At 72.1% G+C, this 24,426-nt stretch carries 23 protein-coding genes; 5 read left to right on the top strand and 18 right to left on the bottom strand.

Annotated elements, in window-relative coordinates:
* Positions 1–21 precede the first annotated feature (21 nt).
* Positions 22–654 (bottom strand): sulfite oxidase-like oxidoreductase, encoded by a 633-nt coding sequence (locus tag OG373_RS27985; protein ID WP_405441067.1) that lies wholly within the window; start codon positions 652–654, stop codon positions 22–24.
* A 173-nt stretch (positions 655–827) separates the two neighbouring features.
* On the opposite strand from OG373_RS27985, the gene bfr reads away from it, so the two are divergent.
* Complete coding sequence (gene bfr / locus OG373_RS27980; protein ID WP_030010525.1) at positions 828–1,304, top strand: bacterioferritin; 477 nt, start codon at positions 828–830, stop codon at positions 1,302–1,304.
* A gap of 6 nt (positions 1,305–1,310) precedes the next feature.
* Here bfr and OG373_RS27975 read toward each other — a convergent pair whose 3' ends face one another.
* Together OG373_RS27975 and OG373_RS27970 are read right to left on the bottom strand one after the other, a co-directional pair.
* Positions 1,311–1,577: a bacterioferritin-associated ferredoxin gene (locus OG373_RS27975; protein ID WP_405441065.1), complete on the bottom strand. Its 267-nt coding sequence runs from the start codon at positions 1,575–1,577 to the stop codon at positions 1,311–1,313.
* Positions 1,578–1,748: 171 nt separating this feature from the next.
* Positions 1,749–3,104: a class II 3-deoxy-7-phosphoheptulonate synthase gene (locus OG373_RS27970; RefSeq protein WP_397737433.1), complete on the bottom strand. Its 1,356-nt coding sequence runs from the start codon at positions 3,102–3,104 to the stop codon at positions 1,749–1,751.
* 341 nt (positions 3,105–3,445) lie between these two features.
* Here OG373_RS27970 and OG373_RS27965 point away from each other — a divergent pair, with 341 nt between their 5' ends.
* On the top strand, positions 3,446–5,344 hold the full coding sequence (locus tag OG373_RS27965) for an anthranilate synthase family protein (RefSeq protein ID WP_405441064.1): 1,899 nt from the start codon (positions 3,446–3,448) through the stop codon (positions 5,342–5,344).
* Between the two features lie 90 nt (positions 5,345–5,434).
* On the opposite strand, the gene OG373_RS27960 is transcribed toward OG373_RS27965, so the two are convergent.
* From OG373_RS27960 to OG373_RS27940, 5 genes are all read right to left on the bottom strand, one after another.
* The gene (locus OG373_RS27960) at positions 5,435–6,427 is read right to left on the bottom strand and encodes a 2-hydroxyacid dehydrogenase (RefSeq protein WP_405441063.1); all 993 of its coding nucleotides are present in this window, start codon (positions 6,425–6,427) and stop codon (positions 5,435–5,437) included.
* A 76-nt stretch (positions 6,428–6,503) separates the two neighbouring features.
* Positions 6,504–7,532, bottom strand: coding sequence for a 6-phosphofructokinase (locus OG373_RS27955; RefSeq protein ID WP_397737554.1), 1,029 nt, complete (start codon positions 7,530–7,532; stop codon positions 6,504–6,506).
* Between the two features lie 165 nt (positions 7,533–7,697).
* A complete protein-coding gene (locus tag OG373_RS27950) occupies positions 7,698–8,405 on the bottom strand; it encodes a response regulator (protein WP_397737429.1) in 708 nt (235 codons plus the stop codon).
* Positions 8,402–9,619: a MacS family sensor histidine kinase gene (macS, locus tag OG373_RS27945; protein ID WP_397737427.1), complete on the bottom strand. Its 1,218-nt coding sequence runs from the start codon at positions 9,617–9,619 to the stop codon at positions 8,402–8,404. The genes OG373_RS27950 and macS overlap by 4 nt, the downstream gene beginning before the upstream one ends.
* Positions 9,620–9,657: 38 nt before the next feature.
* Entirely contained in the window at positions 9,658–10,398 is a 741-nt protein-coding gene (locus tag OG373_RS27940; protein ID WP_397737552.1) for a lysophospholipid acyltransferase family protein, read from the bottom strand.
* Positions 10,399–10,568: 170 nt separating this feature from the next.
* Between OG373_RS27940 and OG373_RS27935 the strand changes: the two genes are divergently transcribed.
* Both OG373_RS27935 and OG373_RS27930 read left to right on the top strand, forming a co-directional pair.
* The gene (locus tag OG373_RS27935) at positions 10,569–11,348 is read left to right on the top strand and encodes an alpha/beta hydrolase (RefSeq protein ID WP_397737425.1); all 780 of its coding nucleotides are present in this window, start codon (positions 10,569–10,571) and stop codon (positions 11,346–11,348) included.
* Positions 11,341–11,940 (top strand): hypothetical protein, encoded by a 600-nt coding sequence (locus OG373_RS27930; protein ID WP_405441060.1) that lies wholly within the window; start codon positions 11,341–11,343, stop codon positions 11,938–11,940. The genes OG373_RS27935 and OG373_RS27930 overlap by 8 nt, the downstream gene beginning before the upstream one ends.
* 121 nt (positions 11,941–12,061) lie before the next feature.
* On the opposite strand, the gene OG373_RS27925 is transcribed toward OG373_RS27930, so the two are convergent.
* The 6 genes from OG373_RS27925 to OG373_RS27900 form a co-directional block, all read right to left on the bottom strand.
* On the bottom strand, positions 12,062–12,811 hold the full coding sequence (locus OG373_RS27925; RefSeq protein ID WP_405441059.1) for an endonuclease/exonuclease/phosphatase family protein: 750 nt from the start codon (positions 12,809–12,811) through the stop codon (positions 12,062–12,064).
* Positions 12,812–12,889: 78 nt separating this feature from the next.
* On the bottom strand, positions 12,890–13,831 hold the full coding sequence (locus OG373_RS27920) for an ROK family glucokinase (RefSeq protein WP_385184466.1): 942 nt from the start codon (positions 13,829–13,831) through the stop codon (positions 12,890–12,892).
* Positions 13,832–13,892: 61 nt separating this feature from the next.
* Positions 13,893–14,357 (bottom strand): DUF5304 domain-containing protein, encoded by a 465-nt coding sequence (locus tag OG373_RS27915; protein WP_397737419.1) that lies wholly within the window; start codon positions 14,355–14,357, stop codon positions 13,893–13,895.
* Positions 14,358–14,435: 78 nt separating this feature from the next.
* On the bottom strand, positions 14,436–15,593 hold the full coding sequence (locus OG373_RS27910) for an ArsA-related P-loop ATPase (RefSeq protein WP_405441057.1): 1,158 nt from the start codon (positions 15,591–15,593) through the stop codon (positions 14,436–14,438).
* A 49-nt stretch (positions 15,594–15,642) separates the two neighbouring features.
* Positions 15,643–16,083: an SRPBCC family protein gene (locus OG373_RS27905; RefSeq protein WP_405441055.1), complete on the bottom strand. Its 441-nt coding sequence runs from the start codon at positions 16,081–16,083 to the stop codon at positions 15,643–15,645.
* 166 nt (positions 16,084–16,249) lie between these two features.
* Positions 16,250–17,065 carry a metallophosphoesterase gene (locus tag OG373_RS27900; RefSeq protein WP_397737413.1) on the bottom strand — a complete coding sequence of 272 codons (816 nt, stop codon included), beginning with the start codon at positions 17,063–17,065 and terminating at the stop codon, positions 16,250–16,252.
* 243 nt (positions 17,066–17,308) lie between these two features.
* Between OG373_RS27900 and OG373_RS27895 the strand changes: the two genes are divergently transcribed.
* Positions 17,309–19,105 (top strand): AMP-dependent synthetase/ligase, encoded by a 1,797-nt coding sequence (locus OG373_RS27895; RefSeq protein WP_405441053.1) that lies wholly within the window; start codon positions 17,309–17,311, stop codon positions 19,103–19,105.
* An 18-nt stretch (positions 19,106–19,123) separates the two neighbouring features.
* Here OG373_RS27895 and OG373_RS27890 read toward each other — a convergent pair whose 3' ends face one another.
* From OG373_RS27890 to OG373_RS27875, 4 genes are all read right to left on the bottom strand, one after another.
* Positions 19,124–20,740 carry a GMC oxidoreductase gene (locus tag OG373_RS27890; RefSeq protein ID WP_405441052.1) on the bottom strand — a complete coding sequence of 539 codons (1,617 nt, stop codon included), beginning with the start codon at positions 20,738–20,740 and terminating at the stop codon, positions 19,124–19,126.
* A gap of 221 nt (positions 20,741–20,961) precedes the next feature.
* Positions 20,962–22,104, bottom strand: coding sequence for a glycosyltransferase family 4 protein (locus OG373_RS27885; RefSeq protein ID WP_405441050.1), 1,143 nt, complete (start codon positions 22,102–22,104; stop codon positions 20,962–20,964).
* 23 nt (positions 22,105–22,127) lie between these two features.
* Positions 22,128–23,243: a hypothetical protein gene (locus tag OG373_RS27880; protein ID WP_405441048.1), complete on the bottom strand. Its 1,116-nt coding sequence runs from the start codon at positions 23,241–23,243 to the stop codon at positions 22,128–22,130.
* Between the two features lie 24 nt (positions 23,244–23,267).
* Positions 23,268–24,326: an NlpC/P60 family protein gene (locus OG373_RS27875; RefSeq protein WP_405441046.1), complete on the bottom strand. Its 1,059-nt coding sequence runs from the start codon at positions 24,324–24,326 to the stop codon at positions 23,268–23,270.
* Positions 24,327–24,426: the final 100 nt, after the last annotated feature.

Below are 24,426 nucleotides of genomic sequence, written 5' to 3'. Positions count from 1 at the left end.
ACGGGGCACACGGGGCACCCCTTACAGTTCGGGGCCCTCCCCGGGCTCCTCCTGGTACGAGTAGCGCTGCTCCCGCCACGGGTCGCCGATGTTGTGGTAGCCGCGCTCCTCCCAGAAGCCACGGCGGTCGGCGGTCATGTACTCGATGCCGCGGACCCACTTGGGGCCCTTCCAGGCGTACAGGTGCGGCACCACCAGCCGGACCGGGAAACCGTGCTCGGCGGTGAGCAGTTCACCGCCCTCGTGGGTGGCGAAAACGGTCCGGTCGGAAGCGAAGTCGACCAGCCGCAGGTTGGAGCTGAAGCCGTACTCGGCCCACACCATGACGTGCGTGACCTGCGGCGCGGGCGGGGCCAGCGCGAGCACCTCGCGGGCGAGCACACCGCCCCATTCGGCGCCCTGCATGCTGAACTTCGTGACGCAGTGCAGATCGGCCACGACGGAGTCGAACGGCAGGGCCGTGAACTCCTCGTGATTCCAGCAGTGCTTGTCCCCGTCGGCCGTCGCGCCGAAGACGCGGAACTCCCAGCGGTCCGGCTTGAACTTGGGTACGGGCCCGTAGTGGGTGACCGGCCAGCCCCGCTGCAACCGCTGCCCCGGTGGAAGCTCCAGCTGCTCTGCTCCCGGAGATTCCCGGCTTTCCGGCTGACCCATGACTCCATGGTGACAGACTGGGCAGGGTGGTCATGACCAGGTCTGGGCCGATTCGGGCAAGTCACGGTAACTCCCACTAAGGAGGCACTTACTGGACGGCCCCCAGCGGCGGTGCAAGGATGCGCGCAACTGCCCCGTCACATAGCTGACATTGCCTGGAAGGAGCCTCTGCGATGCAGGGCGACCCCGAGGTCCTTGAGTTTCTGAACGAGCAGCTGACCGGCGAGCTGACGGCCATCAACCAGTACTGGCTGCACTACCGCATCCAGGACAACAAGGGCTGGACCAAGCTCGCCAAGTACACGCGTGAAGAGTCCATCGACGAGATGAAGCACGCGGACAAGATCACCGAGCGCATTCTGATGCTCGATGGCCTGCCGAACTACCAGCGCCTCTTCCACGTGCGCGTCGGGCAGACGCTCACGGAGATGTTCCAGGCGGACCGCCAGGTCGAGGTCGAGGCCATCGACCGCCTCAAGCGGGGCATCGAGGTCATGCGCGGCAAGGGTGACATCACCTCGGCACGGCTCTTCGAGGAGATCCTGGAGGACGAGGAGCACCACATCGACTACCTCGACACCCAGCTGGAGCTCATCGAGTCCCTCGGCGAGCCGCTGTACATCGCCCAGCTGATCGAGCAGCCGAGCTAACCGGCTCTAGGCCGCTTCCGCCAGCTCCGCCGACCGGACCGAACCCGGCTCCGCGGCGAGCACGGCCGCAGCCTCGCCCTTCTCCATCAGCTCCCTGCGCGGGCACGCCCCGCGGCCGAGGATGCCCTGGATGGTGCGCACGCAGGAACCGCAGTCGGTGCCGGCCTTGGTGGCCGAGGCGATCTGGCGCGGGGTGCAGGCCCCGGCAGCCGCGTGCTCCTTGACCTGCTTGTCGGTGATTCCGAAGCAAGAGCAGACGTACACGCGGTTCACCTCCCAGGGCGGAATGGTTCAGCTTCAGCGGTTCGGCGAGCCATCCCCTATTCGGTGAGGCTTACCTAACCGTACCCAAAGTTAGGGTGGCCTAAAAGCCCCCCGCACGACAGTGGGGCACGGATCACATCGATCCGTGCCCCACTGTCGTACGAAGGTACTGACTGATCCCTACTGGTCCCGGTACATCTCGGCGACCAGGAATGCCAGGTCCAGGGACTGGCTGCGGTTGAGCCGCGGGTCGCAGGCCGTCTCGTAGCGCTGGTGCAGGTCGTCGACGAAGATCTCGTCGCCGCCGCCCACGCACTCGGTGACGTCGTCACCGGTGAGCTCGACGTGGATACCGCCCGGGTGGGTGCCCAGCGCCTTGTGGACCTCGAAGAAGCCCTTGACCTCGTCGAGCACGTCGTCGAAACGGCGCGTCTTGTGGCCCGAGGCCGCCTCGAAGGTGTTGCCGTGCATCGGGTCGGTGACCCAGCCCACGGTCGCACCGGAGGCGGTGACCTTCTCGACCAGCTCGGGGAGCTTGTCGCGGACCTTGTCGGCGCCCATGCGGACGACGAAGGTCAGCCGGCCCGGCTCGCGCTCGGGGTCCAGACGGTCGATGTACGTCAGCGCCTCGTCCACCGTGGTGGTGGGGCCGAGCTTGATGCCGATCGGGTTGGCGATCTGCGAGCAGAACTCGATGTGCGCGTGGTCCAGCTGGCGGGTGCGCTCACCGATCCAGACCATGTGGCCGGAGGTGTCGTACAGCTTGCCGGTGCGCGAGTCGGTGCGGGTCAGCGCACCCTCGTAGTCGAGCAGCAGCGCCTCGTGGGAGGCGTAGAACTCGACGGCCTTGAACTCGGCCGGGTCGGTGCCGCACGCCTTCATGAAGTTCAGCGCGTTGTCGATCTCGCGCGCCAGCTGCTCGTACCGCTGACCGGACGGGCTGGACTTCACGAAGTCCTGGTTCCAGGCGTGCACCTGGCGCAGGTCGGCGTAGCCACCGGTGGTGAAGGCGCGCACCAGGTTGAGCGTCGAGGCGGACGCGTTGTACATGCGCTTCAGCCGCTCGGGGTCCGGGATCCGGGCCTCTTCGGTGAAGGCGAAGCCGTTGACGGAGTCGCCGCGGTAGGTCGGCAGGGTGACGCCGTCGCGGGTCTCGGTGTCCTTGGAGCGCGGCTTGGAGTACTGGCCCGCGATGCGGCCGACCTTGACGACCGGCACGGACGCGGCGTAGGTCAGGACGGCGCTCATCTGGAGCAGCGTCTTCAGCTTGGCTCGGATGTGGTCGGCGGAGACACCGTCGAAGGCCTCGGCACAGTCGCCGCCCTGGAGCAGGAACGCCTCGCCCTTGGCGACGGCTCCCAGACGGGCACGCAGCTGGTCGCATTCACCCGCGAAAACGAGGGGAGGATACGACTCGAGGTCCGCGACGACAGCGCGCAGAGCCTCGGCATCGGGGTACGAAGGCTGCTGCGCCGCGGGAAGGTCTCGCCAGGTCGCCTTGACGGCGGGGGCTTGGGTTTCAGCGTTCACGGTCACCTCGTACACATTACGGCGTCACAGGCCGCGTTCGGCCCCCCGCCCACAACGTGAGACGAACCCGCTCAAAGGCTCCGGGCGCCCAGCGGAACGGAATCCATGGTTCAGCCCACGCCGTGAGACAGATCCTGCGTCACGTGGGCGGTCTGGGCTAAGGTGCCCACCATGTACGCGCAATCGCACCAGACCTGGTGGTGGCCCGCTCCCGGCGGTCCACTTCTCGCGCGTACCTGAAGACACGCACGACACGAAGGCCGCCCCGAGGGGCGGCCTTCGTCGTTTGCGACCGCACGGTCGCATCCCGGGGGCGGCTCCTCCCAACGGAAGGACGCCCCCGCCCCATGGAACCCCGCCGCCCCAACCTTTCGAGCCGACTGCTCGATCCCTCCTGCCCGCCGTTCGCCCTGCTGCGCCGGCGGACCCCCGGCCACGACCACGACACCGTCGAGGTGCTGATCGGGCAGGTCGGGGAGGTCGAACGGCTCGCCGACCTGCCCGTGGGCGAGCTGCCCGCCCTGGCCCTCGTCCCCTTCCGGCAGATCCGCGAGCGCGGCTTCGACGTACGGGACGACGGCACGCCGCTGAGCGTGCTCGTCGCCGATGAGGCGTACGAGGTCCCGCTCGCCGAGGCGCTGGCCGCGCTGCCGAGCCACCCGGTGCGGGTCGACGGCGGGGGCTTCGACGTCCCCGACGAGGAGTACGCGGCCACCGTCCGGCGGGTCGTCGAGGACGAGATCGGCCGCGGCGAGGGCGCGAACTTCGTCATCCGGCGCACCTACGAGGGCCGCATCGACGGATTCGGCCGGGCGGACGCGCTCGCGCTGTTCCGGCGTCTGCTGGAGGGCGAGCGGGGAGCGTACTGGACGTACGTCGTCCACACCGGGGAGCGGACCCTCGTCGGGGCCAGCCCGGAGGTGCACGTGCGGATGTCCGGCCGGACGGTCGTGATGAACCCGATCAGCGGCACGTACCGGTATCCGGCCGGAGGGCCGACCGCCGAGTCCCTCCTCGCCTTCCTCGGCGACCGCAAGGAGACCGAGGAGCTGTCGATGGTGGTCGACGAGGAACTGAAGATGATGTGCACGGTCGGGGACCGGGGCGGGGTCGTCGTCGGACCGCGGCTGAAGGAGATGTCCCACCTCGCGCACACCGAGTACGAGCTGCGCGGCCGGTCGTCGATGGACGTGCGGGAGGTGCTGCGCGAGACCATGTTCGCGGCGACGGTGACCGGATCGCCGGTGCAGAACGCCTGCCGTGTCATCGAGCGGTACGAGACGGGCGGGCGCGGCTACTACGCGGGGGCGCTGGCCCTGCTCGGCGTCGACTCCGCCGGTGCGCAGACGCTGGACTCGCCCATCCTGATCCGCACCGCCGACATCGCGGCGGACGGCGGGCTGCGGGTGCCGGTGGGCGCGACGCTGGTGCGGCACTCGGACCCGGACGGCGAGGTGGCGGAGACGCACGCGAAGGCGGCGGGCGTGCTGGCAGCCCTTGGGGTGCGGCCGGCGGCGGCGCGGCCGGCGTTCGAGGGGGCCCGGCTGGCGGACGACCCGCGGGTGCAGGCGGCGCTGGCGGCCCGGCGGTCGGACCTCGCGCCGTTCTGGCTCCGGATGCAGGAGCGGCGGGCTCCGGTGACCGGGCACGCGCTGGTGGTGGACGGCGAGGACACCTTCACGGCGATGCTGGCGCACGTCCTGCGGGTGGCCGGACTGGCGGTGACCGTACGCCGCTACGACGATCCGGGGCTGCGGGCGGCGGCCCTGGCCTGGGAGGGACCGATCGTGCTGGGCCCCGGCCCGGGCAACCCGGCCGAGTCTGCGGACCCCAAGATGCGGATGCTGCGCGCGCTCGCGGCCGACCTGCTGGCCGGGCACCGCCACGGCCTGGTCGGGGTCTGCCTGGGCCACGAGCTGCTGGCGGCGGAGCTCGGGCTCCCGCTGATCCGCAAGGCGGAGCCGGCGCAGGGGGCGCAGGTCCGGATCGACCTGTTCGGGGCCGAGGAGGTGGTCGGCTTCTACAACACGTACACCGCGCACTGCGACGACGCGCACGCCGGGCGGCTTGCGGAGTCGGGCGTCGAGGTGTCGCGCGACCCGGCGGCCGGGGAGGTCCATGCCCTGCGGTCCCCGGCCGGGGGCTTCGCGGGGGTCCAGTTCCACCCGGAGTCGGTGCTCACCCTGCGGGGCGCGGACCTGTTGCGCGAGCTGCTCACCGAAGTGATGGCCCCGACCCCGGCGTAGGCGGGGCAACCGCTGCGCGGGGCTGTCCCCTACCCGCCCCTCCACCGTTCCCCGGGCTCTGCCCGGACCCGGTCCCCCGGCGACGGCGCGTCAGGCGGGTACCAGGGTGTTCTCGGAGCGGTGGCCCGCCAGGTAGTCGGCCACGTTCCGGACCGTGGTGTCGATGATCTGGCCCACCGCGTCCGTCGTGTAGTACGCCTGGTGGGAGGTCACGACGACGTTCGGGAAGGTGACGAGGCGGGCCAGGGTGTCGTCCTCGACGGCCTCCAGGGACTTGTCGAGGAAGAAGAGGCCGGCCTCCGCCTCGTACACGTCCAGGCCGACGCCCGTGAAGCGGCCCGCGCGGAGCTGGTCGACCAGTGCCTCGGTGTCGATCAGCCCGCCGCGGCTGGAGTTCACCAGGATCGCGTCGTCGCGCATCCGCCGCAGTGCGGCCGCGTCGATGATGCGGCGGGTGGACTGCAGCAGCGGCACGTGCAGGCTGATCAGGTCCGAGGAGTCCAGCAGCTCGTCCTTGTCCACGTACGTCATGCCGAGCTCCACGCACGCCGGGTTCTGCACCACGTCCCAGCCGAGCAGCCGCATGCCGAAGCCGTGCGCGATGCGGGTGAACGCCTCACCGATCCTGCCGGTGCCGAGGACGCCGACCGTGCGGCCGTGGAAGTCCCGGCCCATCAGCCCGTTCAGGCGGAAGTCGAAGTCCCGGGTCCGGTTCGAGGCCCGGACGATCCGCCGGTTCACGGCCATCGCGAGGGCCCAGGCGAACTCGGCGACCGAGTGCGGCGAGTAGTACGAGACCCGGCTGATCGTCAGACCCAGGCGCCCGGCCTCGTCCAGGTCGATGTTGTTGAAGCCGGTGGAGCGCTGGGCGATCATCTTCGTCCCGCCCGCCGCCAGGGTCCGCAGCACCCGGCCGTTCAGGTCGGCGTTCACGCTGGAGGAGATGACCTCGTACCCGGCGGCGATCGGTGCGGTGTCCTCGCCGAGGAAGACGTCGAGGCAGCGGACCTCGTGCGCTCCCGCGAAGGCCTGCTCCAGGAGCGGCTTCTCGTCGGCGGTCACACCGAATGCCAGGATCTCCACGCGTGCTCCCGCTTGCTCCCGCAGCTCGAACCATGGGCCGTCTGTCACCCTACGGCCCATGGTGTCGGGTCGCCGCTCAGCCGAAGAAGACTCCGGCCTCCTGGTAGAGCGCGGGATCCACCGTCTTCAGCTTCGACGTGGCCTCCGCGATCGGCACCCGGACGATGTCCGTCCCCTTGAGTGCGACCATCTTCCCGAAGTCCCCGTCGCGCACCGCGTCGATCGCGTGCAGCCCGAACCGGGTCGCCAGCCACCGGTCGAAGGCGCTCGGCGTGCCGCCCCGCTGGATGTGCCCGAGCACCGTCGTACGGGCCTCCTTGCCGGTCCGCTCCTCGATCTCCTTCGCCAGCCACTCGCCCACGCCGGACAGCCGGACGTGCCCGAAGGAGTCCTTCGTGCCGTCCTTCAGCACCATCTCGCCGTCCTTGGGCATCGCCCCCTCGGCGACCACCACGATCGGCGCGTAGCTGGCCCGGAACCGGGAGGTCACCCACGCGCAGACCTGGTCCACGTCGAAGCGCTGCTCCGGGATGAGGATGACGTTGGCGCCGCCCGCGAGGCCCGAGTGCAGGGCGATCCAGCCGGCGTGCCGGCCCATGACCTCGACGACCAGGACGCGCATGTGGGACTCGGCCGTGGTGTGCAGCCGGTCGATCGCCTCGGTCGCGATGCCGACGGCGGTGTCGAAGCCGAAGGTGTAGTCGGTGGCGGACAGGTCGTTGTCGATGGTCTTCGGCACGCCGACGCAGGGAATGCCGTATTCCTCGTACAGCCGGGCCGCGACCCCGAGGGTGTCCTCGCCGCCGATCGCGATCAGCGCGTCCACCTCGTACTTCGCGAGGTTTTCCTTGATGTCCCGCACGCCGTTCTCCGTCTTGAACGGATTGGTGCGCGAGGAGCCGAGGATGGTGCCGCCGCGGGGCAGGATGCCGCGGACGGCGGGGATGTCGAGCGGGACGGTGCGCCCCTCGACCGCGCCCCGCCAGCCGTCCTTGAACCCGACGAACCCGCAGCCGTACTCCTGCTCGCCCTTGCGGACGACCGCCCTGATCACCGCGTTGAGCCCGGGGCAGTCGCCGCCGCCGGTCAGCACTCCGACCTTCATGGAATCTCCAATCGCCATGACGGTCACGCTAGTGGTGACCCAGGTCACAGCAAGGGGAGCGGCGAGGGCAATTCCGGTGGAATCATGAGGCGTTGCGTACGCCCGTTCACTCGTACGAGGACGTAAGTACGATCGACGGGCGGTTCGGACGTCTCCGGGCCCGTTCTACTCGTCGTCGAGGCCGCGCTCTATGGCGTACCGGACGAGCTCCACCCGGTTGTGCAACTGGAGCTTGCCCAGGGTGTTCTGGACGTGGTTCTGGACGGTGCGGTGGGAAATGACCAGCCGCTCGGCGATCTGCTTGTACGACAGCCCCTTGGCCACCAGCCGCAGTACCTCGGTCTCCCGGTCGGTCAGTTGGGGTGCCTTCGGCTCGTCGGAGGTGGCCGGCAGCGGGTCGGTGGCCAGGCGCCGGTACTCGCCGAGCACCAGCCCGGCCAGGCCCGGGGTGAAGACCGGGTCGCCCGCCGCGGTGCGGCGGACGGCGTCGATCAGCTCCTGGGCGCCGGCGGACTTCAGCAGGTATCCGGTCGCGCCGGACTTCACCGCCTCCAGGACGTCCGCGTGCTCACCGCTGGCCGACAGGACCAGGACCCGCAGGGCCGGATTGGCGCCGACCAGCTCCTTGCAGACCTGGACCCCCGGCATCCCGGGCAGGTTGAGGTCGAGGACCAGCACGTCGGGAGTGACGGCGCGGGCCCGGCGTACCGCCTCGGCGCCGTCGCCGGCGGTGGCGACGACGTCGAAGCCGGCCGCGGCCAGGTCGCGGGCGACCGCGTCCCGCCACATCGGGTGGTCGTCGACGACCATCACCCGGATCTCGTGCAGCTCGTTCGGCCTGTTCGGGTCGTTCACGTCGGTGCGCTCGCTCATCTCTTGTCCGTCCTGCCCCTGGGTACCTTCAGTTCCACTTCGGTGCCCTGCCCGGGGACGGACACCAGATCGGCGCTGCCGCCGAGGTCGCGCAGCCTGCCGCGGATGGACAGGGCCACCCCCATCCGGCCCTCGCCCTCCGCCTGGTCGAGACGGCCCGCCGGGATGCCGGGGCCGTCGTCGCGAACGGTCACGATCACCTCGTCGCCCCAGTCCTCGACCAGGATCCAGGCCCGCGCCCCTTCCCCGGCGTGCTTGCGCACGTTGTCCAGGGCGGCGCCGACCGCCGCGGCCAGCTCCTTCGCGGCGGGTACCGGCAGCGGCACCGGGGTGCCCGGCTCGGCGAAACTCACCCGGGACCCGGCGTGGGGGGCGAGGAGCGAGCGCAGGTCCAGCTCGCCGTCGTCGGCGCCCGGCTCCTCCACCTCGTACGTGTCCACCAGCGCGCCGCGCGACCCGTCGCGGCAGACCCGGGAGGGCTGCACCAGCCCGCTGGAGACCAGCGTGCGCAGCGCCACCTCCTGCTCCCCCGCCATCCGGCCGAGCTCCTCGGCCTCGCCGCCCAGCTCGCTGCCGCGCCGCTGGACCATGGCGAGGACCTGGAGGACCCCGTCGTGGATGTCGCGGGCGAGCCGCTCGCGCTCGCGCGTGGCGGCCTCGATCTCCAGTGCGCGGGCGAGGGTGTTCTCACTGGCCCGGGCGACTTCGACGACGTAGCCGATGGCTACCGAGGAGACCCAGACGAGCAGGACGTTGTGCAGGGCGTCCCGGGTGGGCTGGCCGCCGTGGATGAGGATGGTGGCCGCGGCCACGAAGGTGGAGGCGAAGCAGGCCCAGCGCCAGCCGCCCTTGATGGCGAAGCCGAGGACCGCGCCCCCGGTCCAGATCGTGGGGAGGGTGGGACCGCCCCCGGCGATCCGCTCGTGGGTGTCGGCGATCGGGGTGAGCGCGATCCCGACGATCGCGACGGTGAGGTCGGCGACCAGGAAGCCCTTGGTGCAGCTGGCGGCGTTCGCGACCTTGCCGAAGGTCGCGAACGTCCACAGGGCGAGGAAGGAGAGGTAGCCGGCCGCGACCCCGGGGTGCGGGAACTCCTTGTACGAGGCGGCGAACAGCAGCACCGCGTAGATCATGGTCAGCAGCCGGTACGCCGTCAGGGCGCGCCAGAGCGGCTGCTCGACCGACATGCGTACGACGCGTTCCCGCTTCGCCATCTCCCCCACCCCCCGCGGGCGGTACCGCCCGCGCCCGGCTACTGCGACGTGCCGCCGGCCTGTTCGCCCTTTTCCGGCTTCTCCGACTTCTCGGCCTTGGCGGCCTTCTCGGCGTCGGCGATCTGGCGCTTGGCCGCCGTCGCGTAGATGTCGACGTACTCCTGGCCGGAGAGCTTCATGATCTCGTACATGACCTCGTCGGTCACCGAGCGGAGGATGAAGCGGTCGTTGTCCATGCCGTGGTAGCGGCTGAAGTCCAGCGGCTTGCCGATCCGGATGCCCGGACGCATCAGCTTGGGGATCACCTTGCCGGGCGGCTGGATCTTCTCCGTGTCGATCATCGCGACGGGGATCACGGGCGCACCGGTGGCCAGGGCCACCCGGGCCAGACCGCCGGGCTTGCCGCGGTACAGGCGTCCGTCGGGTGAACGCGTGCCCTCGGGGTAAATACCGAACAGCTCCCCGCGTTCGATGACCTCGATGCCGCTCCTGATGGCGGCCTCGCCGGCCCCGCGGGCGCCGGAGCGGTCCACCGGAAGCTGACCGACGCCCTTGAAGAAGGCGGCCGTCAGCCTGCCCTTGACCCCCGGGGAGGTGAAGTACTCCGCCTTGGCGATGAAGGTGACCTTGCGGTCCAGCACGGCCGGGAGGAACAGCGAGTCGGAGAAGGACAGGTGGTTGCTCGCGAGGATCGCCGGCCCCTCGGCGGGAACGTTCTCGAGGCCCTCCACCCACGGCCTGAAAGCAAGTTTCAGTGAACCGCCGATCGAGAACTTCATTGCGCCGTAGATCAACTCGAAAGCCTTCCTGTGTCTGTCGAACAGACCATATCCCGTGCCCACACCGGCAGGGACCCGACGACCCTGGCCGGTACCACCCCGGTCGCGTACGGTGAAGTCACACAGAGCAACGCACCCACCCGACGTACATCATGATCAAGGAGACCCTGGTGCCCGTCCTCCCTGGAGCCGAGCCGTTCCGCCACGAGGGCGGAGAGGTCGGCGTCCTCCTCTGCCACGGCTTCACCGGTTCCCCGCAGTCGCTGCGCCCCTGGGCCGACTATCTCGCCGGGCGGGGCCTCACGGTGTCGCTGCCGCTGCTGCCCGGACACGGGACGCGCTGGCAGGACATGCAGCTCACGGGCTGGCAGGACTGGTACGCCGAGGTGGACCGCGCCCTGCGGGAACTGCTGGACCGGTGCGAGCAGGTGTTCGTCTTCGGGCTGTCGATGGGCGGGGCGCTGACCCTGCGGCTGGCGGCCAAGCACGGGGACGCCATCAGCGGCATCGTGCTCGTCAACCCGGCCAACAAGGTGCACGACCCGCTGGCCGTGACCCTTCCGGTGACCAAGCACTTCATCCGGTCCACCCCGGGCATCGCGAGCGACATCGCGAAGCCGGGCTCGGAGGAGGTCGGCTACGACCGGGTCCCGACCCGGGCCGCGCACTCGCTGAAGAAGTTCCTGCAGCTGGTCGACGCCGAGCTGCCGCAGGTCACGCAGCCGATGCTGCTGCTGCACAGCCCGCAGGACCATGTCGTACCGCCCGTCGACTCCGCACGGGTACTGGCCCGGGTCTCCTCCACGGATGTCACCGAGACCCTGCTGGAACAGAGCTACCACGTCGCGACGTTGGACCATGACGCGGAGCGGATCTTCGCGGACAGCTATGCGTTCATCGGCCGACTGGCGGAGAGCGTGGGCAGGGAGGGGGCGCAGGCCGGTGGCTGAGCACGAGGAGCAGTCCGGCGGGGTGCCCCCGCTGGACGAGGAAGCGGCGTGGGCGGCGATCGTCGCCGGGTACGGGCAGGAGCCGCCGGACCCGCCGGGGGCCCGGCCGTTCAAGCCGATCGAGAACCTCCTCCTGCCGGAGGAGGACGTGAAACCGCTGCCCGAGCCGGAGCCCGGGCCGGAACCGGAGTCGGCCAAGGAGCCGGCCAAACCGGCCAAGGAGGCGGAACCGGAGCCGCCGGTGGCACTGGGCAGCTCCGTCGTCTTCGCCCCGGGCGTGGGCATGACGGGCCCCCGGGACCATTCACTGGTGGAGCCGAAGGACGACGACCTGTCCCCGGCCGAGGAGGGCCACTTCGTTCCGCCGGAGCCGGAGCTCCCGCCCGCGGACACGACGTCGAAGTTCGCGTGGCTGGCGGTGGTCGGCGGCCCGGTGCTGCTCCTGCTGGCGGTGCTCCTGCAGTGGGAGATGACCTGGTGGCTGACGACGCTGGGCATCGGCGGCTTCCTGGGCGGCTTCGCGACGCTGGTGGCGCGCATGGCGCACGACGACGAGGACGACGACGACCCGGGCCGCGGCGCGGTCGTCTGACCGCCGGCGGGGCTGAACTCGGCCCCGCCGGCATATTCAGCCCCGCCGGCGTTCGAGGCGCGGGGGTCCGGGGGCAGCGCCCCCGGCAACGGCGCCGCACCCGGGGTACGGGACCGCCGGGCTACGGCGCAGCCGCGAGGCGCAGGGCCGCCAGCACCGGCAGGTGGTCCGTCGCCGACCGCAGGTCCTCGGCGAGGACCCCCGGCAGCCCCGCAGGGACCCCGCAGGCCAGTACCTCCACCCCCTTCGAGGCGAACACGGCGTCGATGCGCCGCTCCGGCGCCGCCGCCGGGAAGGTCGGTCCGCCGCCCCACGGGGCCACCGCCCGGCAGTCCTGGAGCTCGGCGGCCAGCCTCCCGTACGCCGGCCCGTCCGGGCCCTCGTTCAGGTCGCCCGCGGCGATCGCGTACGGCACGTCCAGCCCGGCCAGCCGGTCCAGCAGCAGCTCCGCGTGGGCCCGCCGCTCCGCGGCCTGCAGCGACAGGTGCAGGGAGGCCAGGCCCACCCGGACGCCTCCGACCCGGACCACCGCCGTCGCGAAGCCCCGGCGGTGCAGGCCGGGCGTGCGCGGCAGCAGCACGTCCTGCGTGCGCTCCACGAAGACCCGCAGCGAGCACAGCAGCAGCGGGCCGGCCGCCGTCGCGCCCCCGCCCAGCACCACCAGGTCGCATTTGGCCGCCAGGCGCGCCGCGTGTTTGCGCCACCGGAAGAACCGAGGGGCCTCCTGTGCGAGAACGAGGTCGGGCTCGCACGCCCGGATGACCCGGGCCAGCGCCTCCTCGTCGTCGCGCAGCGAGCGGATGTTGTAGCTGAGTACCCGGATCACGGCAGAACCGTCGGGCTCCGTACGGGACTTCGGCAGCTGGTCCATGCCCGCAAGATACGCAGCCGCCCGCCGCTCCCCCAAGGGGCGCGGCGGGCGGCCGGCGTGGAATGCAGCGGGAGGTGCTCAGCCCTGGCGGGCCAGGTCGGCAGCGCCTACGAGTCCGGCCTTGCCGCCGAGCTGTGCGGCGAGGACCTGGGCGTGCGGCCGCCAGGCGCCGCCCACCAGCCAGCGCTTGAAGGACTTGCGGATCGGGTCGAGAACGAGGTCGCCCTCGTCGGAGACCCCGCCGCCGACGATGAACGCGGACGGGTCGAACAGCGAGGCCAGGTCGGCCAGGCCGGCGCCGGCCCAGCGGGCCAGCTCGCGGAAGGCGTCGATGGCCACCAGGTCGCCCTGCCGGGCGGCCTCGCTGATGTGCTTGCCCTCGATGCCCTCGGGGGTGCCGTCGCCGAGCGAGAGGAGGATCGTCGCGTTCTCGGGGGTGGCGTTGGCGCGCTGCTTCGCGTACCGGACGAGCGCGCGCCCGGAGGCGTACTGCTCCCAGCAGCCCTGGCTGCCGCAGCCGCACAGCAGCCCGTCCGGTACGACCCGGATGTGGCCGAACTCGGCGGCGACGCCGAAGCGTCCGCGCCGCAGCTTGTTGCCGATGATGATGCCGCCGCCGAGGCCGGTGCCGAGCGTGATGCAGATGACGTCCTCGTGGCCCTGGCCCGCGCCGAAGCGGTACTCGCCCCAGGCGGCGCAGTTCGCGTCGTTCTCGACGACGACGGGCAGGCCGATGCGCTGCTCGACCTTGTCCTTGAGCGGCTCGTGCCGCCAGTTGATGTTGGGCGCGAAGAGCACGGTCGCGCGCTTGTCGTCCACGTATCCGGCGGCGCCGATGCCGACGGCCTCGATGGTGTGGTTGCTGCTGACCTCGGAAACGGCGGCGCAGATGGCCTCCGTCACTCCGTCCGCGGTCGGCGGGGTGGGCACCTTGTACGTCTCAAGGATCGTGCCCTCTTCGTCGACCACGCCGGCCGCGATCTTCGTGCCGCCGATGTCGACGCCGATGGTGAGTCCCATTAGTCCCTCGGTTTCCGGTCAAACCCCGCCACGGCCAACGGTACCCGAGGCTTCCGGAGCTTCAGTCGAGATCGATCCGCTCGGAGGGGCCGTCGTCGGGGCCGTCGTCGCGGGGGTCGTGGTCGTGGGAGGCCTTCCGGGGGGCCGGGGGCTCGTCCCGGGTCCAGCGGCGCTCGTGGCCCTCGACGGCAGAGCGGTAGGCGGCGAGCAGTTCGGAGCCGGCGGCCGCGAGGTGGTCGAAGACCTCCGGGTTGCGCTCGATGACGGGCTTGGCGGCGGTCTTGGCCTGGTCGACGATCTGGCGCACCGCACCCTGTGCGGCCACGCCGAACAGCGGGTTGTTCAGCCCGGAGACCTTGTCGGCGACGGCTTCGAAGAGCTTGAACAGCTCCTCGGCGGCGGTACCGGTGCCACCGGCTCCGGCCTGGCCCTGTCCGCGCAGGCGCTCCTTCTCCGCGGCGAGGTCCTCGGCGCAGGCCCTGGCCCAGGCGTCGTCGTCGGTGGGGCGGTCGGTGGCCTCGCTCATGGCGGACTCTCTCCTGCGGCGGCTGCTGGACGTGCGGTACTGGCTACCTTCGACGGTACCCGAACGGGGGTACGCGGTTCATTGCGTACGGGGCCACAGTCCCGGGTCCGGGGTGAAGCGGATGCGCAGTTCCCCCTCGGCGAGGGCGGCGCCGGAGACGGTGCAGCGGCGCAGCGCCCCGGGGAGCGGAACGATCCTGCGGTGGGGGCCGGCCGTGAGCAGCAGCTCGTCGCCGCGGCGGACGAGGTCGAGGTCCCGCTTGTGCGCGCCGGGCAGTGGTACCACCCAGACGAGCACCCCGTCCTCCGCGAGCCGGTCCTCGACGGCCCAGGCCCGGCGGGGTGCGGGCGCCGCGGGCACGAGGGCGTCGGTGTCGGCGAGCCGCTCCAGGTCCTGCGGGCCGCGCGGGTCGCGGCCGAGGTGGTCGAGGGCCACCACCGGGAGCTCCTCGGCCCACTCGGCGGCGTACTTCTGCTGCTGGGCGGCGAGCCCGGCCAGCCAGGGGTCGGCGGATTCCGTCGGCACGGTGCGGTTGGCCACGAGGGCGGAGACGGGCAGCTGCTGGAGGGCGAGCCCGAGCCGGCCGAGGCGCAGCGCGTCGGCGGCGGCCGGGCCCGGTTCGGCGACCAGCCGCAGCTCGGTGGTGTCGGCCTCGACGACGGCCTGGACGGCGGCCAGCTCCTCGTCCCAGCGGGCGGCGGTCTCGTAGAGCCACTGCGCGGGCATGGGTACGCCGGCCAGCTGGGCCAGTACGGGCCGCAGGGCGCGGGCGGCCTGCCTCTCGGCCGGGAGCAGCCGGGCGAGGTAGCGGCGCAGCTGGGCGGGGAGGGCGAGGGTGGCCACGGTCTGGTGGAGCGGCGGCATGTCGACGACGACGAGGTCGGTGCCGGGCGCGGCGGCGGCCCGCCGCAGGGCGCGGAGCAGGGCGAACTGCTCGGCGCCGGGCAGTTCGGTGATCTCCTCGGCGCCCAGTGGCCGGGCCCCGACCATGCCGAGCAGGGCGGATCCGCGCTGCTGGAGGGCGACGAGTTCTTCGCGGAACTCCTCGCCGGAGTCCACCCGGGCCACCCGCAGCCCGGCCGCGGCCGGGTCACCGACCAGGGCGGCGAGCGGGTCGCCGATGTCGCCGGAGAGCAGCAGCACCCGCCGCCCGCGGCGGGCCGCGGCGAGGGCGGTGGCCGCCGCCACGGTGGTCCGCCCGGCCCCGCCGGGGCCGGTGATCAGCAAGGTGTGCATGGTGCGGGTGCTCCGGTGTGCGGAAAGCGGGGGAAGCGGGGAAGCGGGGTCAGACGGTCTCGACGCGCTTCTTCAGGCCCGCGAGCGCCCGGTCGATGATGACCTTCTCGGCCTTGCGCTTGATCATGCCGAGCATGGGGATCTTGACGTCCACGGTCAGCTGGTAGGTCACCTCGGTGCGCTTGCCGCCGTCGATGGCGGTCAGCCGGTACGAGCCGTCCAGCTGGCGCAGCATCTGGGACTTGTCCAGGGTCCAGCTGACCTCGTCCGTGCCCTTCCAGGCGTAGGCGAGGGTGTGGTCGTCCTTGATCGCGCCCGCGTCGAGCAGCAGGCGCACCTTCTCGGCCCGCCCCTCGGCGTCGGTGGCCAGCACCTCGGCCTCCTTCACCTCGCCGGTCCACTCGGGGTAACGGGCGAAGTCGGCGATCACGGCCATCACGTCGGTGGGCGCAGCCTCGATCGTGATGCTTGAGCTGGTGTGTTCCGCCATCGCGGTCGCTCCTCCGGGCTGGGGGTGGTACCTCCCAGCGGCAGCTGGGGGAGTTCGAGGATGTGTGCGGCCTGGGGCCGCCGCGTGAAGGCTACCGCGCGTGTGGACGTCGCCACTCCAGTGCCTCCCGCACCCTGCCGGAGCCCGCCGTGAAGCGGCTTGATCCCTACCATTCGAGGACCCAGGGCCGGCCGGTCGCCGCGAAGTGGCCCACGTTCACGCACTCGGTGTTCCCGATGCGCATGCGGCGGGCGAGCGGCTGGTGGACGTGTCCGAAGAGGGCGTAGCGGGGGCGGGTGCGGCGGATGGCGGCGAGCAGGGCCTCGCTGCCGCGTTCGAAGCGCCGGGCGACGGTGTCGTAGCAGAGCTCGGGCACCTCGGGCGGGATGTGCGAGCAGAGCACGTCCACCTCTCCGAGGGCCTCGACCTTGGCGGCGTACTCCTCCACGTCCACCTCGTACGGGGTCCGCATCGGGGAGGGCAGTCCGCCGCCGACGAAGCCGAAGACGCGGCCGCCGATCTCGACGCGCTGCCCGTCGAGCACGGTGATGCCGTCGCGGGCGGCGTACTCGGGCCACAGACCCGGGATGTCGACGTTGCCGTAGGTGGCGTACGTGGGGGTGGGGAAGGCGGCGAACATCTGCGCGTACTGGCGGCGCACGGCCCCCTCGATCAGGGACTCCCGGTCCAGGCCGGTCCACAGCTGCCGGCCGAAGGCGTGGGCCTCCGCGAAGCGGCGCGCGGTGCGCAGCTCGACGATCCGGTCGGCGTTCTCGACGCCGAACAGGTCGGGGAAGATCCCGCGCGAGTGGTCGGCGTAGTCGAGGAAGAGCACGAGGTCGCCGAGGCAGATCAGGGCGTCCGCGCCGTCGCCGGCGCGGGCGAGGGCCTCGGTGTTGCCGTGCACGTCGCTGACGACGTGGACGCGGGTGCGGCCTGATCCGCTCGTACCGAACTGCGCTCCCCGCATGCTGCCACCCATGCCGACCACCCTAGGGCTGCCTGGTGACGGCGGGTAGAGGGGGTGGGAGAGGTGGTCGGACCTGCGGTTACTTCCGAGTCGCAAGGGGGGTCGACTAATGTCGGCGCGTAAGGGTGAGACGGGGTAGGTACAGAATGTGACGCACGGAACATCTGGCCGGTTCCCCCTATCCGGAACCCACTACCGGTGGGTAACGTCCGGTCGGTCCACATGGTGGCGATGGCGCCCAGAGGAGCAGCAGTCTTGCGCGAGTTCAGCCTTCCGGCCCTGTACGAGGTCCCGTCGGACGGGAACCTGACGGATCTCATCCGCCGCAACGCCGCTCAGCATCCAGACACCGCCGTCATGAGCCGCAAGGTCGACGGCCGGTGGCAGGACGTGACCGCGACCGAGTTCCTCGCCGAGGTCCGGGCCGCGGCCAAGGGCCTCGTCGCGGCCGGCATCCGGCCCGGCGACCGGGTCGCCCTCATTTCCCGCACCCGCTACGAGTGGGTGCTGTTCGACTTCGCGATCTGGAGCGCGGGCGGCGTCACCGTCCCCGTGTACGAGACCAGCTCCCCCGAGCAGGTCCAGTGGATCCTCGGAGACTCCGGCGCCGTCGCCGTCATCGTGGAGAGCCCGGCGCACAGCGCGTCCGTGGCCTCGCTGCGCGACCGGCTTCCGGAGCTGCGCGAGGTCTGGGAGATCGAGCAGGGCGCGCTGGAGACGCTGAAGGCCGCAGGCGCGGAGATCTCCGACGCCGAGGTCGAGGAGCGCAGCAGCCACGCGAACGCCGACGACCCGGCCACGATCGTCTACACCTCGGGCACCACCGGCCGCCCCAAGGGCTGCGTGCTGACCCACCGCAACTTCTTCGCCGAGTGCGGCAACGTGGTGGAGCGCCTGAGCCCGCTCTTCCGCACCGGCGAGTGCTCCGTGCTGCTCTTCCTGCCGGCCGCGCACGTCTTCGGGCGCCTGGTGGAGGTGGCGGCCGTGCTGGCGCCGATCCGGCTGGGCTGCGTACCGGACATCAAGAACCTGACGGACGAGCTCCAGTCCTTCCGTCCCACGCTGATCCTCGGTGTCCCGCGCGTCTTCGAGAAGGTCTACAACTCGGCGCGCGCCAAGGCCCAGGCCGACGGCAAGGGCAAGATCTTCGACGCCGCCGCGGAGACGGCGATCGCCTACAGCCGCGCGCTGGACGCCCCGGGCGGCCCGTCGCTGGGGCTGCGCCTGAAGCACAAGCTGTTCTCCAAGCTGGTCTACAGCAAGCTGCACACGGTCCTCGGCGGTCGCGGCGAGTACGCGATCTCCGGCGGCGCCCCGCTGGGCGAGCGGCTCGGCCACTTCTTCCGCGGCATCGGCTTTACGGTGCTGGAGGGCTACGGCCTGACGGAGTCCTGTGCGGCCACGGCCTTCAACCCGTGGGACAAGACGAAGATCGGTACGGTCGGCCAGCCGCTGCCCGGCTCCGTGGTGCGCATCGCGGACGACGGCGAGGTGCTGCTGCACGGCGAGCACATCTTCAAGGAGTACTGGAAGAACGAGACGGCGACCGCCGAGGCGCTGACCGACGGCTGGTTCCACACCGGCGACGTCGGCACCCTCGACGAGGACGGCTACCTCGCGATCACCGGCCGCAAGAAGGAGCTCATCGTCACGGCGGGCGGCAAGAACGTCGCGCCGGCCGTGATCGAGGACCGGATCCGCGCGCACGCGCTGGTCGCGGAGTGCATGGTGGTGGGCGACGCGCGGCCCTTCGTGGCGGCGCTGGTCACCATCGACGAGGAGTTCCTCGGCCGGTGGGCCGCGGAGAACGGCAAGCCGGCCGGTGTGACGGCGGCGGAGCTGCGTGAGGACGCAGACCTGATCGCCGCCGTCCAGAAGGCCGTGGATGACGGCAACGCGGCGGTTTCCAAGGCGGAATCGGTGCGGAAATTCCGCATTCTGCCCTCCCAGTTCACGGAGGAGTCGGGTCACATCACGCCGTCGCTGAAGCTCAAGCGCAATGTGGTGGCGAAGGACTTCGCGGACGAGATCGAGGCGCTGTACCGCGGCTAGGTCGTCTCTTTCGGGGCGTCAGCGGGGATCCTCGGCGAGGATCCGGGCCATGTTCCGCTCCGCGAGGGCGGTGATGGTCACGAACGGGTTCACGCCGAGCGATCCGGGGACCAGGGAGCCGTCGACCACGTACAGCCCCTGGTAGCCCTTGGCCCGCCCGTACACGTCGGTGGCGTCCCCGAGGACGCAGCCGCCGAGCGGGTGGTAGGTGAAGTTGTCCGCGAAGGGCCGGTTGTCGCCGAAGAGGTCGTAGCGGTAGATCGTGAAGTTCCGCCGGTTGATGCGGTCGAAGAGGTTCTTCGCGGCGTTGACCGAGGGCGTGTTCTGGTCCCGCCGCCAGTTGAGCCGGGCCGAGTCGGTGGCGGCGTCGTAGGTGAAGTGGCCGCGTTCCCGGTTCTTGGTGATGGCCAGGTACATCGAGATCCAGTGCTCGATGCCCATGGGGAGCGGGGCGATCTCTGCGAAGACCGGGTTCGTGGCGTTGTCCCAGTCGTCGATGCCCAGCGCGGGCATGGTGGCCTGGTTGCAGCCGACGGTGTCCCACAGGTGGTTGGCGCGGGCGGTCATGACGTTGCCGTTGGGGCCCCAGCCGAGGCCGACCCTGTCGCTGAGCGCGGGCAGCGTCCCCCTCTCGCGGGCCCGCAGCAGGATCTCGGTGGTCCCGAGGCTCCCGGCCCCGAGGAAGAGCTGCCTGCAGCCGAGTTCGCGGACCTGGGTGACCCGTCCGGTGATGTCGCTGGTGCGGACCGTCAGGACGTACCCCCCGGCCGGGTCGGGGCGTACGCCGACCACGCGCTGCATGGTCTCGATGGTGACGTTGCCGGTGCCGATGGCGGCGGCGAGGTAGGTCTTGTCGACGCTCTTCTTGCCGTGGTTGTTGCCGTAGATGACCTCGCCCGCCAGGGCCGAGCGGGTGGCGGTGCCGGCGGCCTCGCGCTTCATGTACGCGAAGTCGTAGACGTTGGGGACGAAGACGGTCTTCAGGCCGGTGTTCTGGGCGTGCTTGCGGGAGATCCGGGCGAAGCGGTACCACTCGGTGGATTCGAACCAGGCCGGATCGATGTCGTTCACCCCGAGCATGGCGCGGGCGCGCGGGTAGTACGTGCCGTACATCTCGTCGGCGTCGACCTGGGGCAGCACCTCGGAGAAGTACGAGCGGCGGGGCGTGGGGGCCATACCGCCGTTGACGAGCGATCCGCCGCCCACCCCCCGGCCGACGTACACGGACATGTCGCCGTAGTTCACGCGGTCGAGGACCCCGGGGTACGGGCTGATGTCGCGGTTGACCACGTCGAGCCAGAGGAACTGGGCGAGCGGGGCCTCGGTGCGGTTGCGGAACCACATGGAGCGCTGGTCGGGCGCGGAGGTGGAGGGGAAGACCTTGCCGTCGGCCCCGGGGGTGTCCCAGAGCCGGCCCATCTCCAGGACGACGGTACGCACGCCCGCCTGCCCGAGGCGCAGCGCGGCGACGGCGGACCCGTAGCCGGAGCCGACGACGATGGCGGGGGCGTACTGGGCGGCGGCGGGCTCCACGGCTGCGGCGGAGGCCGCCCCGATCCGGGTGAAGCCGAGCGCGGCGGCGGTCGAGAGGGCGCCGAGTCCCATGAGTTGACGGCGCGTCAGGTTGGATGTCATGGCCGCATCATGGGCGGAATCCGGCCTTCCGGCCAGACGCCGTCTTGACAGGCATCTGAGAGACAGTCAGGCGTGGCTGCACGGCCCGTCGCCGGCGGCTCCGCCGTCGGGGCTCCGCCCCGAACCCCGCTCCTCAAACGCCGGAGGGGCTGATTCTTGCCGGCGATCGAGGCGCGGAGGCCCGGGGGCAGGGCCCCCGGCAACGGCGCGGCACCCGGCAATCAGAGCAGCTCGCGCAGGCGTTCCGCCAGGAGGTCCCAGCGCCACTTCTCCTCGACCCACTCACGGCCCCGCTCGCCCATCCGGCGGCGCAGTTCCGGATCCTTCAGCAGGGTGACGATCCGGTCGGCCGCCTCCTCGGGGGAACCGCCCCGGACGACCCAGCCCGTCTCGCCGTCCAGCACCGCGTCCGGCGCCCCGCCCGAGTCGCCCGCGATCACCGGCAGACCCGTGGCCGAGGCCTCCAGGTAGACGATGCCGAGGCCCTCCACGTCCAGGCCGCCCCGCCGGGTCCGGCACGGCATCGCGAAGACGTCCCCCGCGCCGTAGTGCGCCGCGAGCTCCGACCACGGGACGGCGCCGGTGAAGACCACGGACTCCGAGACCCCGGCCCGGACGGCCAGCGCCCGCAGGTCCGCCTCGTAGGGCCCGCCGCCCACGATCAGCAGCACCGCGTCCGGCACCGCCGCCAGGATCCGCGGCATCGCCTCGATCAGCGTGTCCTGCCCCTTGCGCGGCACCAGCCGCGAGACGCAGACGACCACCGGCCGGTCCGTCAGCCCGAGCCGGGCCCGGACCTCCGGCCCGCCCGATCCGGGGTGGAAGGTCTTCTCGTCCACTCCCGGCGGGAGTTGGACCATCCGGGCCGCCGCCCGGTCCGTCACCGCCGAGGCGATCCGCGAGCGCGTGTACTCCCCCAGGTAGGTCAGCGTGTCGGTGCCCTCGCCGATCCGCCGCAGCAACTGCCGCGCGGCCGGCAGCTGGGCCCAGCCCGCCTCGTGCCCGTGGGTGGTCGCCACGATCCGCCGCGCGCCCGCCCGCCGCAGCGCCGGGCCCATCAGCCCGAGCGGGGCCGCGGCCCCGAACCACACGGACTCGCAGCCGTGTTCGCGCAGCAGACCGACGGCCCGGCGCGTCACGCGCGGAGTCGGCAGCAGCATCGTCGTACGGTCGCGGACCACCTGGAACGGCTGCTCCGCGTCGAAGGCCGCGGTGGCCTCCCGGCCCTCCGCGCCGTGCTTCCACGTGGAGGCGTAGACGACGATCCGGTCGGGATCCAGCCGAAGCGCCATGTTGTGCAGGAAGGCCTGGATGCCGCCCGGTCGCGGCGGGAAGTCGTTGGTCACGATCAGCGTCTTGTGCATCGCTGACAACGTACCGGACGCCCTCAGCGGAACTGCTCCCGCAGGTCCTCCTGCCAGTCCTTCGTCAGCCCCTCCGGATCGACGCCGAGGGCTTCCCGCACCGCCACCGGCCACGGCTCGCGCCCCGCCCTCCCGTACAGGTCGACGAGCGCCGCCTCGCCCCGGCGCCCCGCGACCATCCGGCAGGCCATCCAGGCACCCTCGTAGGCCCGGGCCAGCGCCTCCGGGTCACCGCCGAAGGCGAAGTCCTGCGGCCCCGGCAGCTCATGGGGCACCTCGCCCCGCCGCACGGCCCCGGCCAGCGCCGGAGCGGCCTGCTCCGGGGTGGCGGGGGTACCGCGGTACGCCGCCCAGTCCGCGAAGCCCTCGGACAGCCACAGCGGGGTGGTGGCGGTGGTCGCCGCCCGGGTGGCCACATGGGTCACCTCGTGGGTCAGGACGACCCGGCGGCCCGCCGTACTGAGCTGCGCCCACCCCTCCGGGTTGACGACGACCCGGTCGGCGGGGGCGGGAGCCGCGCCCACCCGGCCGGTCGTGACGGCCCCCATGCCCCGGTACTCGGCGGCCGGGCGGCCCAGCAGCTCCGCCATCCGCTCCAGGGAGCCCGGGACCAGTACCACCGCCCGCCCCGCCCAGGGGCCCGGCCAGGCACCGCTCACCGCGGGCACCGCCCGGTCGGCCTCCGCCGCGATCGCGGACAGCGTCCCGGCGTCCTGCCCGACGCCCAGCACCAGGGAGTGCGCCCCGCGGACCACCTCCACCGGGCCCTGGTCCCACAGCTGCGGCAACGCGCCCGGCGCCGCCCGGTCCCCGGTGACCCGCCACCGGCCGTCCTCCCGGGCGACGCGCACCTCGCGCGCCGAGCCGGCCGCGGCCGCGTCGTAGCCGCCGAGCCGGTAGCGCAGCTCCGCCCGGGCCGTGGCCCCGCCACCGCTGCGCCGGACCGCGGAGACCTCGTACGCCCACCCCTCCAGCGGGATCCCGGCGAGCTGTGCGGGCGGCGTCCGCGCCCAGTCTGCGACGGCCTGCCGCACGTCCCGCTCGGCGGCGTCCCGCGGTGCGGGCACCCCGCACCCGGCGAGCAGCGCGCTCAGCAGGAGCGGCAGCACGCGTAGGAGGGACCGGCGGAGGGGCGACATCCGACGATCGTACGCACGGGTGGGTCAGGGGCGGGTCACCGAGGAGACGGGCATCATCCCGACGGGGTCGTAGCGGACCCGGGCCCCCGGATAGGGGGCGTGCACCACCTGGCCGTTGCCGACGTACATGCCGACGTGGCTGGCGTCCGAGCGGTACGTCACCAGGTCACCGGGGCGGGCCTGCGACAGCGGCACCTGGCGGCCCGCGTGCCGCTGGGCCTGCGAGGTGCGCGGCAGCGAGACGCCGGCCTGCCGGTACGACCAGACCATCAGCCCGGAGCAGTCGAAACCGGAGGGGCCGGTGGACCCCCATACGTACGGCTTGCCGACCGCGGCCCGGGCCGCCATCACCGCGGTCGCGGCGCGGCCCGAGGACGGGCCGAAGGAGGGCAGCTCGGGCATTCCCTCGGAGCGGCCCCCGGAGCGCGAGGAGCGCTCGTAGTCGGCCCGCTCCTCGGAGGGCATGGCGTTGAGCAGCCGCCGGGCCGCCGCGAGCTTCGCGGTGACGGAGCGCTTGTGCCGGGCCACGTCGGAGCGCAGGGCGTCGAGTTCGGCGAGCTTGCTGGAGGCCTCCTGGCGCTCCTGGCCGAGTTCGCGCTGCTCCTCGCGGAGTTCGGCGAGCTGCCGGGCCTGGCGGCCGGTCAGCCGGTCGAGGGCGGCGGCCTGCTCCAGATACGCGTCGGGGTCGTCGGCGAGCATCAGCCCGACGGCGGGGTCGATGCCGCCGCTGCGGTACTGGGCCCCGGCGAAGGTGCCGAGGACTCCCCGCATGGCGTTGATGCGCTCCTGGCCGCGGGCCACCGCGTCCTGGGCCCGGTTGACCTCGACGCGCAGCCGGCCGGCCTTCTCGCCCGCGTCGTTGAAGCGCTCGGTGGCCTGCTCGGCCTCCTCGAAGAGGCGGTCGACCTGGGCGCTGATGCCGGTTCTCGCCGCGCCACCGGGTTCGTGCGGGAGGCCGGGGGCCGCGCTCGCGGGTACCCCCGTCATGGCGACCGCGGCCGTGGCCGCGGCGGCGGCGGTGAGGACGGTGACCTTCGTGTTCCGGTCGAGGCTGCCGAGCCCGGCCCGGCGATGGGACGCCACGTGAAACCGCTCCCTTCCGCTGTGCGGGGCCCGGGTCCGCCCTCCGTGGACGGCCGTGTGCCGGGTTCCGCGCTGGCAGACAGTAGCGGCGCGACCACGC

It is taken from the genome of Streptomyces avidinii, assembly GCF_045161815.1.
In the GTDB taxonomy this organism is placed as follows: domain Bacteria; phylum Actinomycetota; class Actinomycetes; order Streptomycetales; family Streptomycetaceae; genus Streptomyces; species Streptomyces avidinii.
Note: the sequence above shows the minus strand (reverse complement) of the source record. Positions and strands in the feature narration are given on the sequence as shown.

Coding starts and splice junctions, on each gene's coding strand:
- OG373_RS27985 (WP_405441067.1), bottom strand. CDS start 654: ATGGGTCAGCCGGAAAGCCGGGAATCTCCGGGAGCAGAGCAGCTGGAG.
- bfr (WP_030010525.1), top strand. CDS start 828: ATGCAGGGCGACCCCGAGGTCCTTGAGTTTCTGAACGAGCAGCTGACC.
- OG373_RS27965 (WP_405441064.1), top strand. CDS start 3,446: ATGGAACCCCGCCGCCCCAACCTTTCGAGCCGACTGCTCGATCCCTCC.
- OG373_RS27955 (WP_397737554.1), bottom strand. CDS start 7,532: ATGAAGGTCGGAGTGCTGACCGGCGGCGGCGACTGCCCCGGGCTCAAC.
- OG373_RS27950 (WP_397737429.1), bottom strand. CDS start 8,405: ATGAGCGAGCGCACCGACGTGAACGACCCGAACAGGCCGAACGAGCTG.
- macS (WP_397737427.1), bottom strand. CDS start 9,619: ATGGCGAAGCGGGAACGCGTCGTACGCATGTCGGTCGAGCAGCCGCTC.
- OG373_RS27940 (WP_397737552.1), bottom strand. CDS start 10,398: ATGAAGTTCTCGATCGGCGGTTCACTGAAACTTGCTTTCAGGCCGTGG.
- OG373_RS27925 (WP_405441059.1), bottom strand. CDS start 12,811: ATGGACCAGCTGCCGAAGTCCCGTACGGAGCCCGACGGTTCTGCCGTG.
- OG373_RS27920 (WP_385184466.1), bottom strand. CDS start 13,831: ATGGGACTCACCATCGGCGTCGACATCGGCGGCACGAAGATCGCGGCC.
- OG373_RS27915 (WP_397737419.1), bottom strand. CDS start 14,357: ATGAGCGAGGCCACCGACCGCCCCACCGACGACGACGCCTGGGCCAGG.
- OG373_RS27910 (WP_405441057.1), bottom strand. CDS start 15,593: ATGCACACCTTGCTGATCACCGGCCCCGGCGGGGCCGGGCGGACCACC.
- OG373_RS27905 (WP_405441055.1), bottom strand. CDS start 16,083: ATGGCGGAACACACCAGCTCAAGCATCACGATCGAGGCTGCGCCCACC.
- OG373_RS27900 (WP_397737413.1), bottom strand. CDS start 17,065: ATGGGTGGCAGCATGCGGGGAGCGCAGTTCGGTACGAGCGGATCAGGC.
- OG373_RS27890 (WP_405441052.1), bottom strand. CDS start 20,740: ATGACATCCAACCTGACGCGCCGTCAACTCATGGGACTCGGCGCCCTC.
- OG373_RS27885 (WP_405441050.1), bottom strand. CDS start 22,104: ATGCACAAGACGCTGATCGTGACCAACGACTTCCCGCCGCGACCGGGC.
- OG373_RS27880 (WP_405441048.1), bottom strand. CDS start 23,243: ATGTCGCCCCTCCGCCGGTCCCTCCTACGCGTGCTGCCGCTCCTGCTG.